10 protein-coding genes are annotated in these 14,457 nt (G+C 66.5%); 4 read left to right on the top strand and 6 right to left on the bottom strand.

The window, feature by feature from the left end; translation table 11 throughout:
• Positions 1–19 precede the first annotated feature (19 nt).
• From GPA25_RS14220 to GPA25_RS14210, 3 genes are all read right to left on the bottom strand, one after another.
• A complete protein-coding gene (locus GPA25_RS14220; protein ID WP_281357725.1) occupies positions 20–196 on the bottom strand; it encodes a DUF3616 domain-containing protein in 177 nt (58 codons plus the stop codon).
• 45 nt (positions 197–241) lie between these two features.
• Positions 242–1,654: a nucleotide 5'-monophosphate nucleosidase PpnN gene (ppnN, locus tag GPA25_RS14215; protein WP_169261071.1), complete on the bottom strand. Its 1,413-nt coding sequence runs from the start codon at positions 1,652–1,654 to the stop codon at positions 242–244.
• Between the two features lie 263 nt (positions 1,655–1,917).
• Positions 1,918–4,134: an FAD-dependent oxidoreductase gene (locus tag GPA25_RS14210; RefSeq protein WP_169261070.1), complete on the bottom strand. Its 2,217-nt coding sequence runs from the start codon at positions 4,132–4,134 to the stop codon at positions 1,918–1,920.
• Between the two features lie 248 nt (positions 4,135–4,382).
• Between GPA25_RS14210 and selD the strand changes: the two genes are divergently transcribed.
• Positions 4,383–6,692: a selenide, water dikinase SelD gene (selD, locus tag GPA25_RS14205; protein WP_169261069.1), complete on the top strand. Its 2,310-nt coding sequence runs from the start codon at positions 4,383–4,385 to the stop codon at positions 6,690–6,692.
• On the opposite strand, the gene GPA25_RS14200 is transcribed toward selD, so the two are convergent.
• From GPA25_RS14200 to gnd, 3 genes are all read right to left on the bottom strand, one after another.
• On the bottom strand, positions 6,683–8,206 hold the full coding sequence (locus GPA25_RS14200) for a mercuric reductase (protein WP_169261068.1): 1,524 nt from the start codon (positions 8,204–8,206) through the stop codon (positions 6,683–6,685). The two genes, selD and GPA25_RS14200, sit on opposite strands and share 10 nt — an antisense overlap.
• A complete protein-coding gene (locus GPA25_RS14195; protein ID WP_169261067.1) occupies positions 8,203–9,531 on the bottom strand; it encodes a glucoamylase family protein in 1,329 nt (442 codons plus the stop codon). Before GPA25_RS14195 ends, GPA25_RS14200 begins: the two co-directional genes overlap by 4 nt.
• An 86-nt stretch (positions 9,532–9,617) precedes the next feature.
• A complete protein-coding gene (gnd, locus tag GPA25_RS14190) occupies positions 9,618–10,625 on the bottom strand; it encodes a phosphogluconate dehydrogenase (NAD(+)-dependent, decarboxylating) (protein WP_281357723.1) in 1,008 nt (335 codons plus the stop codon).
• A 289-nt stretch (positions 10,626–10,914) separates the two neighbouring features.
• Between gnd and zwf the strand changes: the two genes are divergently transcribed.
• The 3 genes from zwf (at position 10,915) to GPA25_RS14175 (ending at position 14,348) form a co-directional block, all read left to right on the top strand.
• Positions 10,915–12,306, top strand: a complete 1,392-nt coding sequence (zwf, locus tag GPA25_RS14185) for a glucose-6-phosphate dehydrogenase (protein ID WP_169261065.1) — start codon at positions 10,915–10,917, stop codon at positions 12,304–12,306.
• A 13-nt stretch (positions 12,307–12,319) separates the two neighbouring features.
• Positions 12,320–13,966, top strand: a complete 1,647-nt coding sequence (gene pgm, locus GPA25_RS14180; RefSeq protein WP_169261064.1) for a phosphoglucomutase (alpha-D-glucose-1,6-bisphosphate-dependent) — start codon at positions 12,320–12,322, stop codon at positions 13,964–13,966.
• A gap of 163 nt (positions 13,967–14,129) precedes the next feature.
• Positions 14,130–14,348, top strand: coding sequence for a hypothetical protein (locus GPA25_RS14175; protein ID WP_169261063.1), 219 nt, complete (start codon positions 14,130–14,132; stop codon positions 14,346–14,348).
• Positions 14,349–14,457 lie beyond the last annotated feature (109 nt).

Here is a 14,457-nt window from a genome sequence, read left to right as displayed (position 1 = left end):
CCCCGGCAATTGCCGGGTTTTATTCCTTGCCGCCACCACGCCAGCTGAAAAGCTTCACGGGGCCATCGAGTTCCATCGTCGGCCCCGCCAGGATCAGCAGATCCTCGCCATGGACGCACAGGTCGCGGATTCCCAAACCATCCAACTGGAGAAAGTGCTTGAGGTAGGGCTGCTTGTCGGGCACGAAATTCATCAGTTTCAGGGCGCGGGCGACCGCCCGCAGTGAGGATCGGTGCGGATTTCAGGCGATCGTGCTGGCCACGCTTGCCTCGCCAACGATGCGGTAGCAGGGATTGTATTTCCTGCCCCCCAGCTTCATGCGCCCCTGCGTGACAAACGAGGTCAGCAGGAAATCCATCGGCCCCATGATCGCCGGGTCGCCGTGGAGTTCGAACAAACCGTTCTTCTCGATCTCCCGGATGCCGTCGTTCTTGACATTGCCCGCCACCACCCCCGAAAAGGCTCGCCGCAAGTTCGCCGCCAGCAGGTGCCGTGGCTGTTGCTTGTGCAGCGTGAGCTTGCCCATGTTTTCATGGGTCGGACGGAAGGGCTGCTGGAACTCATGCTCGATCCGGAGTTGCCAGTTGAAATAGTAGGCATCGCGGGTTTCCTTGCGATAGGCGCGGACGTCTCCGATGCCGGCGTGCATTTCCCGTGCTACGGCCACTGGATCGTCGATGATGATCTTGTAGCGACTCTGCGCCTCGGCGCCGAGCGTTTCGCCGATAAAGCTGTCGATGCGGCGGAAGTAATCTTCGGTGCTCTTCGGCCCGGTGAACACCAGCGGAAACGGAAGCTCGGTGTTTTCCGGATGGAGCAGAATGCCCAGAACATAGAGGATCTCCTCCGCGGTGCCGACGCCGCCCGGAAACACGACGAAGCCGTGGCCGGCGCGGACGAAGGCTTCGAGGCGCTTCTCGACGTCGGGGAAGATCACCAGGTCGTTGACGATCGGATTGGGCGATTCCGCGGCGATGATGCCCGGTTCGGTGAAGCCCAGATAGCGCGCATTGTTGATGCGTTGCTTGGCATGGCTGATGGTCGCGCCCTTCATGGGCCCCTTCATCGCCCCCGGCCCGCATCCGGTGCAGATGTCCAGCCCGCGCAGACCCAGCTGGTAACCAACCAGCTTCGTATAGTCGTATTCCTCGCGGCTGATCGAATGCCCACCCCAGCAGACCACCACATTCGGCTGGGAGACCGGATCGATGATTCCCGCATTGCGCAGGATGTGGAACACCGCATCGGTAACGCCGTCAGAACTCCCGAGGTCGAATTTCGTCGAATGGAGCCCGGAATAGCCGTTGATTTCATTGCTCGCATACACGACGTCGCGCAGGACCGAGAAAAGATGCTCCTGTATGCCCCGGATCATCTTGCCGTCAACGAATGCGCTGGCCGGCGCCCCCTTGATGTCGAGTTTGATGCCGCGCGAGCGCTGGATGATTTCGACGTCGAATGACGGGTAGCGCTCCAGCAGTTCCTTGCCGTCGTCGAGTTGATTGCCGCAGTTGAGCACGGCCAGCGAGCAGTTGCGAAAAGTCTCGCGCAATCCACCATGACCGTGGTCGGACAGTCTGGCGGCCTCGGCTCTGGAAAGCACTTCCATGCGTCCGATCGGTGAAATCTGCGCGTCGATGACTTCAATTTCCATGTTTTCGACTCTCGTTCCTGAGTAAATGAAGACGCGAACCTTGTCCCGTCAAGGAAAACGTCGAGAAGCGTACTCTATCCACCAAGTCCGGACCACCGCAGGTGTCTGGCCGGGCTCGACCGGGAGGGCTCGACGGATTGCTCGCGTCGTCAAACGGCGTGTGGAAACCGTGCGGCTTCCCGAGTGCTTGAGCACATGCGCGAGGTATGCGCCGTCAGCAGCAGGTCGGTGGCAAGGAGTTGGTTTTTCTCAGTGCCATGCGCTCAATTCCGGGAGGATGACGGTCTGTTCCGAAAGTCCCCGCTGCGGCGTTCCGCACGGGTAGCCGAATCCGGACGGCCGCGGCGCCAGCCGTGAAAGCGCCCGACCCACTCGAGCAGTTTCTGCGGCGCATGGGCGCGTTTCCATTCACCGGCCGCGTACTTGTTCGCTTCCGCGAGCGTCGGGTAGATGTGGATGGTGCCGAGGATCTTGTTGAGCCCCAGCCCGTGGCGCATCGCCATCACGTATTCGGCGATCAGGTCGCCGGCGTGCTCGCCGACGATCGTGACGCCGAGGATCTTGTCCTTGCCGGGTACGGTGAGCACCTTGACGAAGCCGTGTGCCTCGCCGTCGGCGATGGCGCGGTCGAGATCCGCGATGTCGAAGCGGGTGAGTTCGAACGGGATGTTGTGCGCCCGGGCTTCCTGCTCGTTGAGGCCCACACGCGCGACCTCCGGGTCGACGAAGGTCGCCCAAGGGATGGCCGAATAGTCGGCACGGAATTTCTTGAACGGTGCGAACAGCGCATTGACCGACGCATACCAGGCCTGATGGGCGGCGGTGTGGGTGAATTGATACGGGCCGGCGACATCGCCTGCGGCGTAGATATTGGGAAAGCTCGTCTGCAGGTATTCGTTGACCTCGATCGTGCGCCCCGTCGGAACGCCCAACGCCTCCAGCCCGTAGCCCTTCAATTGCGCGGCGCGCCCGACGGCGACCAGCAGCACGTCGAAGGGGATGCGCACTTCCTGCCCCTGGTGTCCGGCAATCAGGATCTTCTCGCCATTCTCGACGACGAAACGCCGGGTTTCGTGGCCGGTGCGCAGGTCGATGCCTTCGGCGCGGAAGCGTGCCATCACCATCTCGGAGACCTCCGCATCCTCGCGCGGCATGATCCGCTCGCCCTTCACGATCAGGGTCACCGCGGCGCCGAAACGGGCAAAGGTCTGCGTCAGTTCGGAACCGATCGGGCCGCCACCGAGCACGAGCAGGCGGCGGGGCAGGGCGCGCAGGGTCCAGATCGTGTCCGAGCTGTAGTAGCCGACGTCCTCGATGCCGGGAATGGGCGGCACGTGGGGGCGGGCGCCGGCCGCGATGATGATGCTGCGCGTCGAGAGCGTCTCGTGCCCGCCGTCGTTACGTGCGATCTCCACTTCCCAGGGCGAGACGATCTTCGCCCGGCCCTCGATCACCTCGACGCCAAGCCCGGTGTAGCGCTCGATCGAATCGTGCGGCTCGACGGTCTTGATGATCGCATGCACGCGTTCCATCACGTCGGCGAAGTCGAACTCCGCGCGGGCGGAGCGAATGCCGAATTCCTGCGAGCGCCGCATGTGCGACAGCAGCTTCGCCGAGCGGATCAGCGCCTTCGACGGCACACAGCCGGTATTCAGGCAGTCGCCGCCCATCTTGTGTTTTTCGACCAGGGTGACTTTCGCCTTTACCGCGGCGGCGATGTAGCTGCTCACGAGTCCCGCGGCGCCGGCACCGATGACCACCAGATTGCGGTCGAAGCGGGCCGGCTTGTGCCAGCGGGCGTAGATCTTCCGCGCCTTCACCACCTCGACAAGCTTCTTCGCGATCAGCGGGAACACGCCGAGCAGTGCGAAGGAGGCGAGCAGGCCCGGCGACAGGATGCCCGACAGCGAGTCGATCTGCGCGAGCTGGGTGCCGGCGTTCACATACACGACGGTGCCGGCAAACATGCCGAGCTGACTCACCCAGTAGAAGGTCCAGGTGCGGATCGGCGTGAGCCCCATCACGAGGTTGATGACGAAGAACGGAAAAACCGGCACCAGGCGCAGCGTGAAGAGGTAGAAGCCGCCGTCCTTGGCGACGCCTTCGTTGATCGCGCGCAGGCGGTCGCCGAAGCGCGCCTGCACGGTGTCGCGCAGCACGAGGCGCGAGGCGAGGAAGGCCAGCGTCGCGCCGATCGTGGACGCGAAGGAGACGATCAGGGTGCCCCATCCCAGCCCGAAGATCGCGCCCGCTGCGAGCGTCATGACCGCGGCGCCGGGCAGCGACAGACCCGTGACGGCGACGTACACCGCGAAGAAGCCGAGCGCCGCCGCAACCGGCCGCGCGTCCCGCCACGCTTCGATGGCGGCCTGTTGTGTTTTGAAGAAGTCGAGACTGAAGTACCGGTCGAGATCGAACACGAAGAACAGCGCAGTCGCGAGGACGAGCGTGGTCAGGAGGATCAGGCGGCTGGTTTTCATTATTGTGCCCCGGGTGTTTTGGAACTGACGCGAACGCCACGTATCGCTTGGTCGTCCACCGGCGTGAATAACTTACACCATCGCACGAAATCGACCGGCATCGGCGTCGGCGGCAACGTCGGCATGCTCGGTGCCGACTATGCCGTGGCGCGGTACAGTGTCGGCAGCGTGCGCCGCTGTTCGTACCGAAACGCGAGCGCGCCGCGCTGGTCGGCGAATTGCTGACACAAAATAGGGGTGAAAGCTGAATGCAGGTAGCGGCCACGGCGATCGTGCGCGACATCGTCCTGATCGGCGGCGGCCACAGCCACGTCGGCGTGCTGCGCATGTTCGCGATGCACCCGCTGCCCGGCCTGCGGCTGACGGTGATCTGCACCGACACCGACACGCCTTACTCGGGAATGCTGCCGGGCTACATCGCGGGGCACTACGGCTTCGACGAGGCGCATATCGACCTGCGGCGGCTCGCCGAATTCGCCGGCGCGCGCTACTTCCGCGACGAGGTGACCGGCATCGACCGCGGCGCGCGCAAGGTGCTGTGCCGCACGCGCCCGCCGGTGCCCTACGACGTGCTGTCGATCAACATCGGCTCGACGCCGCAACTGTCGCGCGTCAGGGGGGCCGCCGAATACGCGGTGCCGGTCAAACCGATCCGCCGCTTCAACGAACGCTGGCTGGCGCTGCTCGAACGGGTGCGCCGCCACGCCGGACCGACCACGATCGCAGTGGTCGGTGCCGGCGCCGGCGGGGTCGAGCTGACGCTGGCGATGCAGTACCGCCTGCGCGGCGAATTGGCGGCGCTCGGGCGCGACCCGGACGAGCTGCGCTTTCACCTGTTTTCGGCCGGCGCGACCATCCTGCCGACCCACAACGCCGCAGTGCGCGGCGCCTTCGCGCGGGTGCTCGCCGAACGCGGCGTCGCCGTTCACTGCAACGCGGAAGTGACCGAGGTCGCGGCCGGGCGGCTACAGGTGCGCGATGGCGAGGTGTTCGACGCCGACGAGATCGTCTGGGTGACGCAGGCGGGGGGCGCGCCGTGGCTGCGCGACACGGGACTGACGCTCGACGGTGACGGTTTCATCCGCGTGCGCGACACGCTGCAGACCGAAACCGATGCGCTGATCTTCGCCGCCGGCGACTGCGCGGCGATGAACGGGTGGCCGCTGGAGAAGGCCGGCGTGTTCGCGGTGCGCATGGGCAAACCGCTGGCGGAGAATCTGCGGCGAACCGTGCTGCGCCAGCCGCTGCGGCCTTATCGGCCGCAACGACGCTGGCTGGCGCTGATCAGCACTGGCGACCGGCATGCGGTCGCCTCGCGTGGCTGGATTTTCGCGCGCGGCGACTGGGTATGGCGGTGGAAGGACTGGATCGACCGCCGCTTCATGCGCCGCTTCAGCGAGTTCCCGCAGATGAAGGGAGCCGCCGGGGCATCGTCCGCCAGCCCGATTCCGCTCGACGAGTCCGAGCAAACGCAGGCGATCTCCGCGATCGCGATGCGCTGCGGCGGTTGCGGCGCCAAGGTCGGCGCGACGGTACTCGCGCGCGCGCTGGCCGACGTCCATCCGATCGAGCGCGACGACGTGTTGATCGGCCTGCACGCCCCCGACGACGCGGCGGTGCTGCATGTGCCGCCGGGCTATGCGCTGGTGCACAGCGTCGATTTTTTTCGCGCCTTCATCGACGACCCCTGGGTGTTCGGCCGCATCGCCGCGAACCACGCCCTCGGCGACATTTTCGCGATGGGCGGCGAAGCCCAGTCGGCGACCGCGATCGCGACGGTGCCGCCGGGGCTGGAAAGCAAGATCGAGGACACCTTGTTCCAGATGATGGCCGGTGCCGTCGAGGTCTTGAACGAGGCCGGCTGCGCGCTGGTCGGCGGCCATACCGGCGAGGGCCGCGAGCTGGCGCTGGGCTTCGCGATCAACGGGCTGATCGACGAGCGCCTCGACGGCGTCCTGCGCAAGGGCGGCATGCGCCCCGGCGACGCGCTGATCCTCACCAAGCCGATCGGCACCGGCACGCTGTTCGCGGCGCACGCCCGGCTGGCGGCGCGCGGGCGGTGGATCGACGCGGCGCTCGCCTCGATGCAGGTTTCCAACCGCGCCGCGGTGCCCTGTCTGGTCGCGCACGGTGCCACCGCGTGCACCGACCTCACGGGCTTCGGCCTGCTCGGGCACCTGGTCGAGATGACGCGGCCCTCGGGCGTCGATGCCGAGATCGATCTGAACGCCTTGCCGCTGCTCGACGGCGCCGCCGAGACCGCCGCGGCGGGCATCCTCAGCTCGCTGCAGCCGGCCAACGTGCGCCTGCGCCGGGCGCTGCGCAATCAGTCCGAGGCGCTGCAACACCCGGCGTATCCGCTGCTGTTCGACCCGCAGACCGCCGGCGGACTGCTCGCCAGCGTGCCGGCCGAAAACGCCGAGGCCTGCGTCGCCGCGCTGCGGGCGCTGGGCTATGCGACGACGGCCCGCATCGGCAGGGTTCTGGCAGAAGGCGACGCGCTTGAACCGATCCGCCTTCTGCCTGCCCCGCGTCGCCTGGTTGTTGGTCACCACTGAAGCCAGCGCCGAAGCAGCGACCGGATCGTCGGCGTCAGGCGCGTGCGCTTGTAGGCGTCTGCCGCCTTCCTGATCGCTTCGCCCTGGGTCGGATAGGCGTGGATGACGCGGGCCAGGGTACGCAGGCCGATCCCCGCGACCATCGCCAGGGTGATCTCGTTGATCATGTCTCCGGCATGGCGGGCGACGATCGTCGCGCCGAGAATCCGGTCGGTCCGCTCCTTGACGTGGATCTTGACGAAGCCGGTCTCCTCGCCGTCGGCGATCGCGCGATCGACCTCGTGCATCGGGATGGTGAAGGTCTTCACCGGGATGTTCCGCCGGTTGGCTTCGCTCACGTACAGGCCGACATGAGCGATTGCCGGATCGGTGTAGGTGCACCACGGAATGGTCAACGCGCTCATGCGCTGGCGACCGTGGAACAGCGCGTTGCGGACCACGATGCGCGCCGACGCGTCGGCGGTGTGCGTGAACTTGTGCGCCAGACAGGCATCGCCGGCGGCATAGATGCGCCGGTTGCTGGTGCGCAGGAAATCATCGACCCGGATGCCGTCTGCCTTGTCGTAGTCGACGCCCGCGCCCTCGAGATTCAGATCGTCGACATTCGGCACGCGGCCGGTGCCGGTGAGGATGGCATCGACCGCCACCGTGCTGTGGTAGTCGTCACTGACCAGATCGACGAACTTCTGCCCGCCTTCGACGCGCACGGCGACGGCGCGGGTATTGAGGCGCACCTCGATGCCATCACGGGCGAACGCATCCGCGAGGAGCTGCGCGGCATCGCGTTCCTCTCTGGGCAGGAACAGCGGCCAGTGCTGGGCGATGGTGACCTGCGCGCCGAAGCGGCAGAACGCCTGCGCGAGTTCGCAACCGAGCGGGCCACCGCCGATCACCAACAGGCGGCGCGGCAGCCCGGTCAGGTCGAAGACATTCTCGTTGGTCAGAAAGCCGGCCTCGACGAGGCCCGGAATCGACGGCGTGTCCGGCCGCGAGCCGGTGGCGATCATGGCCTTCTTGAAGCGCAGCGTCGCGCCATCGGCCGACAGCGCGTCCATTCCGGTGAAGCGTGCCTGGCCGAAGAACACATCCACGCCGGCGGCGCTCAGCCGGCGCACCGAGTCGGCGCGGCTGATGCGGGCGCGAATCCCGCGCATGCGCGCCATCGCGGCGGCAAAGTCGACACGGACATCGGCCGGGGTCCGCGCGCCATACTGCCCGGCATCGCGCATCTCGGCGTACAGGCGCGCCGTACGGAGGATCGCTTTCGACGGCACGCAGCCGACGTTCAGACAGTCGCCGCCGAGCAGATTGCGTTCGATCAGCGCGACCCTGGCGCCCAGTGCCGCAGCGGCGTGCGCCGCCACCAATCCCGCCGTGCCGCCGCCGACGATGACGAGGCCGTAGCAGTTTGCGGGTTGCGGATTGCGCCATGCGGCCGGACGTACATTTTCCAGCCGCTCGTGCTCAATCGCATCCGCCGGCGCGGTCGGGCAGGGCGCGTCGGGCCGTTTCATCTCGCTTGATCCGTGGATGCAGGGCGCTGCGCCAGCCAACCGCCGCGGAATCCGGCGCGCCGCAAGCCGGTGCGGACATAGGGACAGCTCCGCATCAGGCGCCAGATCAGTTCGCTGCGATAGTTCTCGATCATCATCACCACGATGCCCTGGTCGAGTCCGAAGTGGCCGGCCGACACCCAGGCGCCATGCTCGGCGCTGGCGAGGGACGGGTTGAAGCTGCTCGCGTACTGCTGCGCGGGCAGCATTTCCGGATAGCGCTCGAGCATGGTGCGCGCGGCGCTCAGGGCGATCTCGGGCGCGAACGGCAGCGACGCCAGTGCCGCCCAGCCGGCGAGGGTGCCGTCATCGGGCCCGTGCGGCGCACCCCGCGCGGCGTAGCCGAACAGGGGGCGCCGCGCGGGGTCCAGCGTCGGCTGCGGATGGCTCGGGCCATCGCAGGCGGTCAGCCCCCAGCAGTTTTCGTCATAGCCGGCGAAGCCGAGCGGGTTGCGCCGCGCGTACTCGCGCTGCACTTCGATCGCGCGCCGGCTGTTCTCGAAATAGTCACAACGCTTCTCGCGCATGAAGCGATCCCGGATACCGCGAAAATCGATCCAGGCGTGCGAGAACTGGTGCACGAACAGCGGCCCCGCGTACAGAAAATCGTAGCCGTACAGATTTTCCCACTGATAGGTCGCGGTCCAGGCATCGAAGCACTCGCAGCCACCCTCGATCGGGTGCGTCGGCGAGCCCAGCGCGAGCACGTACATCACGATGGCCTCGTTAAAGCCTTCCCAGCCGTAGTGCAGGAATCCGCATTCCGGTTTCCAGCCCATCCTGACCGTTCTGGCCCCGCCCTGCGCCCATCGCCAGTCGATGCGCAGGTAGAGCGTCTCGACGAGCTCGCGCAACTCGGTTTCGTCGACGCTGTCCGCGGTGAAATACCGCCCCGCGGTCAGCGCGCCGGCGATCAGCAGCGCGGTATCGACCATCGACAGTTCCGAGCGCCACACGCGTGCGCCGCTTTCGCGGTCGAGAAAGTGATAGTAGAAACCCCGATAGCCGGTTGCCGTGGGGCTGCCGCTCTGATCGCTGTCGCGGAAGAAACGCAGCGCGGCCAGACTGCGCCGGACCGCATCGGCGCGATCCATCCAGCCGCGTTCGATCGCCACCGGATACGACGACAGCGCAAAGCCGACCACTGCGATGCTGACCGGCGAGTTGTCGCGCGAAGTGTCGACGATCAGTCCGTTGGCCGGATTGACCGCCTGCAGGAAGTAACCGAACGCAGCATGCTGAAGCTCGTCGAGCGTCTGCCCGCCGATGAGTGGCTCGCGGCTCATGCGCTGGCGCCGGCACGGGTTCGCGTGGTCCTCCATAACGGGCTCCGGCGTCGGTGCAGGGGAACGAGCGCGTCGTTCGCCCGTCATTATTTTCCGTCCGGTTTCTCGATGTGCCCCCCGAACTCGAAGCGCATCGCGGACAGCAGCTTGTCGGCAAACTGTGCCTCGCCGCGCGAGCTGAATCGCGAATAGAGCGCGGTGCTGAGCACGGGCACCGGCACCCCTTCGTCGATGGCCGCCTTGATCGTCCAGCGTCCCTCGCCGGAATCCGATACCCGGCCGTCGAACTTCGCCAGCGTCGGATCCCGGGTCAGGGCGACCGCGGTCAAATCCAGCAGCCACGACGAGATCACGCTGCCGCGACGCCACAGTTCGGCGATATCGCGCAGATCGAGATCAAACTGGAATTCTTCCGGGTTGCGCAGCGGCGTCGTCTCGGCGTCGTGGGACTGTTCGCGCTTGCCCACGTTCGCGCGGGCAAGGATGTCGATGCCCTCGGCATAAGCGGCCATCAGGCCGTACTCGATGCCATTGTGCACCATCTTGACGAAGTGGCCGGCGCCGCTCGGCCCGCAGTGCAGATAGCCCAGCTCGGCAGTGCCGCCGGGCTTCTTGCGCCCCGGGGTGAGCGGGATGTCACCCGCGCCCGGCGCCAGCGTCGCGAACACCGGCTCCAGTCGCTGCACCGCCCGCTCCGGGCCGCCGATCATCAGACAATAGCCACGCTCCAGGCCCATCACGCCGCCGCTGGTCCCGCAATCGATGTAGTCGATCTTCCTCGCCGCGAGTTCCCTGGCAATCCGGATGTCGTCCACGTAGTAAGAGTTGCCGCCGTCGATGAGGATGTCGCCGGGCCCGAGATGCGGCACGAGGCCGGCGATGAGCGGTTCCACGGACGCCCCCGGAAGCATCATCCAGATCGCCCGCGGCCGCTCCAGCTTCTTTACCAGGTCCGCGAGCGAGGACGCGCCAACGGCACCTTCCCCGGACAACGCCTTCACCGCTTCGGGCGACCTGTTGAAGACCACGCACTGATGGCCTCCATGGAGCAGCCGCCGCACCATGTTGGCGCCCATTCTTCCGAGCCCGATCATTCCGATTTGCATGGCTATCTCCTCATCCGAACCGATTGCTCGACGCTTGTGGTGCGTTTGCGGGCCGGTGGATGGCGGTTCGTCGCCGCTTCATGGTCCTGGCCACCCGGGACATGGACAAAAGCTACAGCGAGAGCGTTCTGCCGTATGTGCGGTGACGAACAGACCGTCCGGGCTACGCCGCGGAGAATTGCTGCCGATCTTGTGCGCGATTGCGTGCGGAGCCGCGGGGGAACGCGGTCTGCGTTCTCCGCGCATCGGATGCTGCCCGCGAACATGGCGATCACTCATGACCACAACCGTATCCGACGCCTTCGTTTTCTTCGGTGCCACCGGCGACCTGGCGTACAAGAAGATCTTCCCGGCGCTGCAGGCCTTGATCCGCGCCGGCGACCTCGACATGCCGATCATCGGCATGGCGCGCGCCGCCGGGACGCTGGACAAGCTGCGTGAACGTGCGCGCGACAGCCTGGAGCACAATGGCGGCATCGATGCCGACGCGTTCGCCAAACTGTCGGCGCAACTGCAGTACGTCGAGGGCGACTACGCCGATCCGGCGACCTACCAGCGCCTGAAACAAGCCCTCGGCACCGCCACCCGGCCGCTGCACTACATGGCGATTCCGCCGGGCATGTTCGGCACCGTGGTGCACGGGCTGGCGCACTCGGGCTGCGCCGACGACGCCCGCATCATCGTCGAGAAGCCGTTCGGTCGCGACCTCGCGTCCGCGCAGGCGCTCAACCGCACGCTGCATGAAGTGTTCCCCGAAACGGCGGTGTTCCGGATCGATCACTACCTCGGCAAGGAGGCGGTGCAGAACCTGCTGTACTTCCGCTTCGCCAACGCCTTCCTCGAACCGGTATGGAACCGCAACTACGTCGACAGCGTGCAGATCACCATGGCCGAGGACTTCGGCGTGCAGGGACGCGGCGCGTTCTTCGAGGAGGTCGGCACGCTCCGCGACGTGGTGCAGAACCACATGCTGCAGGTGATCGCGCTGCTGGCGATGGATGCACCGGCCGGGCGCGATCCGCAGTCCGTGCGTACCGAGAAGCTGCGACTGTTCCGCGCGATGCGGCCGCTCGACCCGGCTTGCGTGGTGCGCGGCCAGTTCCGCGGCTATCGCGACGAGCAGGGCGTGGCGGCGGATTCCCAGGTCGAGACCTTTGCTGCGCTGTGTATGCACATCGACACCTGGCGCTGGAGCGGCGTGCCGTTCTACATCCGCGCCGGCAAGCGCCTGCCCATCACCACCACCGAAGTCAAGGTGGACCTGAAGTGTCCGCCGCTGGCGATTTTCGACGAGATCAGCCCGGCCACCTCGAACTATTTCCGCTTCCGCTTGAGTCCCGAGGTGACGATCTCGGCGGGCGCGCGCGTCAAGCAGCACGGCGAGGAAATGCGCGGCGAGCCGGTGGAACTGATCGCCCGCCACGAGCCACGCAGCGAAACATTGCCTTACGAGCGTCTGCTGCGCGATGCGCTGCGCGGCGAGCCAGCGCTGTTCGCGGATGGCGACAGCGTCGAAGCGGCGTGGCGGGTGATCGAACCGGCACTCGCCGATGCCGCGCCGGTGCGGGATTATGAACCGGGTAGCTGGGGTCCGTCGGCGGCCGCGGACATCGTGGTCAGCGACGAGGGCTGGCACGATCCAAAGCCCGAGGAGACGGCGCCGTGCTGACTCCGTCCGATCCATGACGATCAGTCCATTGGCCGGCAAACCGGCCCCGACGGAGCTGCTGGTCGATGTGCCGAAGCTGCTCGCCGCCTATGTCGATCTGCGCCCCGACCCCGCGATCCCCGTGCAGCGCGTCGCATTTGGCACCTCCGGACACCGCGGCATCTCCTTCGAGCGCAGCTTCAACGAATGGCATGTGCTGGCGATCAGCCAGGCGATCTGCGAGTACCGCCAAAGCAAGGGCATCGACGGCCCGCTGTACCTCGGTATCGATACCCATGCGCTGTCGCAGCCGGCGTTCGAAAGCACGCTGGAGGTGCTGGCCGGCAACGGTGTCGAAACGATGATCGCGACCGGTGGCGAATTCACCCCGACGCCGGCGGTCTCCCACGCGATCCTGGTCCACAACCGCGGCCGCAGGGGGAGGCTGGCCGACGGCATCGTCATCACGCCCTCGCACAATCCTCCCGACAGCGGCGGCTTCAAGTACAACCCGCCGAACGGCGGGCCGGCCGATACCGATGTCACCGGCTGGGTCCAGGAGCGCGCCAATGCGCTGCTCGCCAGTCGCCTCAAGGCGGTGCGGCGGATGCCGTACGCGCAGGCGCGTCGCGCCGCCAGCACGCACCCGCACGATTTCCTGAACGCCTACGTCGGCGATCTCGGCAAGATGGTCGACTTCGACACGATCCGTGGCGCGGGCATCCGCATGGGCGTCGATCCGCTCGGCGGCGCCGGGGTGCACTACTGGGCGCCGATTGCCGAGCGCTACCAACTCGACCTGACCGTGCTCGGCGAGGACGTCGACCCGACCTTCGCCTTCATGACCGCGGACTGGGACGGCAAGATCCGCATGGACCCGTCCTCGTCCTTTGCGATGCGGCGGCTGATCGATCTCAAGGACCGCTATGACATCGCGTTCGCCTGCGACACCGACCACGACCGCCACGGCATCGTTACCCGCGGTGCCGGGTTGTTGCCGCCGAATCACTACCTTTCGGTGTTGATCGACTATCTGTTCCGGCATCGGCCGCAGTGGGCCGGCGACGCTGCGGTCGGCAAGACCGTGGTCAGCACCGCGCTGATCGACCGGGTGGCAAAGCGGCTGGGACGCAAGCTCTTCGAGGTGCCGGTCGGCTTCAAGTGGTTTGTCGACGGCCTGTTCGACGGCTCACTGGGCTTCGGCGGCGAGGAAAGCGCCGGCGCGTCATTCCTGCGTCGGGACGGCGCGGTGTGGACGACCGACAAGGACGGCATCGTGCCGGCCTTGCTGGCGGCGGAAATCGCCGCGCGCACCGGCCGCGATCCCGGTGAGCGCTATCGCGAGCTGGTGCGCGAACTGGGTGAGCCGGTGGCCGATCGCATCGAGGCGCCCGCCACCGCCGAGCAGAAGACCCGCCTGGCGAAGCTGTCGCCGCAGCAGGTATGCAGCACCGAACTGGCCGGCGAGAAGATCGAAAGCGTGCTCGATCATGCGCCGGGCAACCACGCAGCGGTCGGCGGCATCAAGGTGACTTCCGCCAACGGCTGGTTCGCCGCACGTCCCTCCGGTACCGAGGACATTTACAAGATCTACGCGGAAAGCTTCAAGGACAAGTCGCACCTGCAATCACTCCTGCACGAGGCGCAAAGCATCGTCGATAACGCGCTCGCGGCGAAGTGAACCGCTGCAGGCCATCAGCGCACTTCGTTTGGTAGCGCACCGACGCCGAGCAAGTCGGCATGTATAGAAGATGTTCTCGCCATGGGTCGTGCGGACTCCGCCGGCGAGCTTTGTAGCCCGTAACGGACATATGAATTTATTCAGTCCCGGATGGAGTTCAGCCATGCAACGCATCAACCTTCGCAAGACCTTGAGCGCCGCCGCATTGACGGGCGGAACGATCCTGGCAGCAAGCGCCCAGGCGCAAGGCGGCTACGGCTCCGGCATGATGAGCGGTTATGGCGCCGGCTGGATGGGGGGATACGGCGGGATATTGTTGCCGATCCTGCTTGTCGTCGTTGTCGGCCTCGTGGCATGGGTCGTCATGAACAGGAAGAAGTGAACGGATCATTGCCTCAATCACGCCCAAGCTCATGTCCGGCATTGACGGGGGCGACTGGCGACGGCGCAAGCGCCGCCGCGAAACCGCAGTGTGGTTTTTCCGCCGGCAA

The sequence above is a fragment of the Aromatoleum diolicum genome (assembly GCF_012910955.1).
Classification (GTDB): domain Bacteria; phylum Pseudomonadota; class Gammaproteobacteria; order Burkholderiales; family Rhodocyclaceae; genus Aromatoleum; species Aromatoleum diolicum.
Note: the sequence above shows the minus strand (reverse complement) of the source record. Positions and strands in the feature narration are given on the sequence as shown.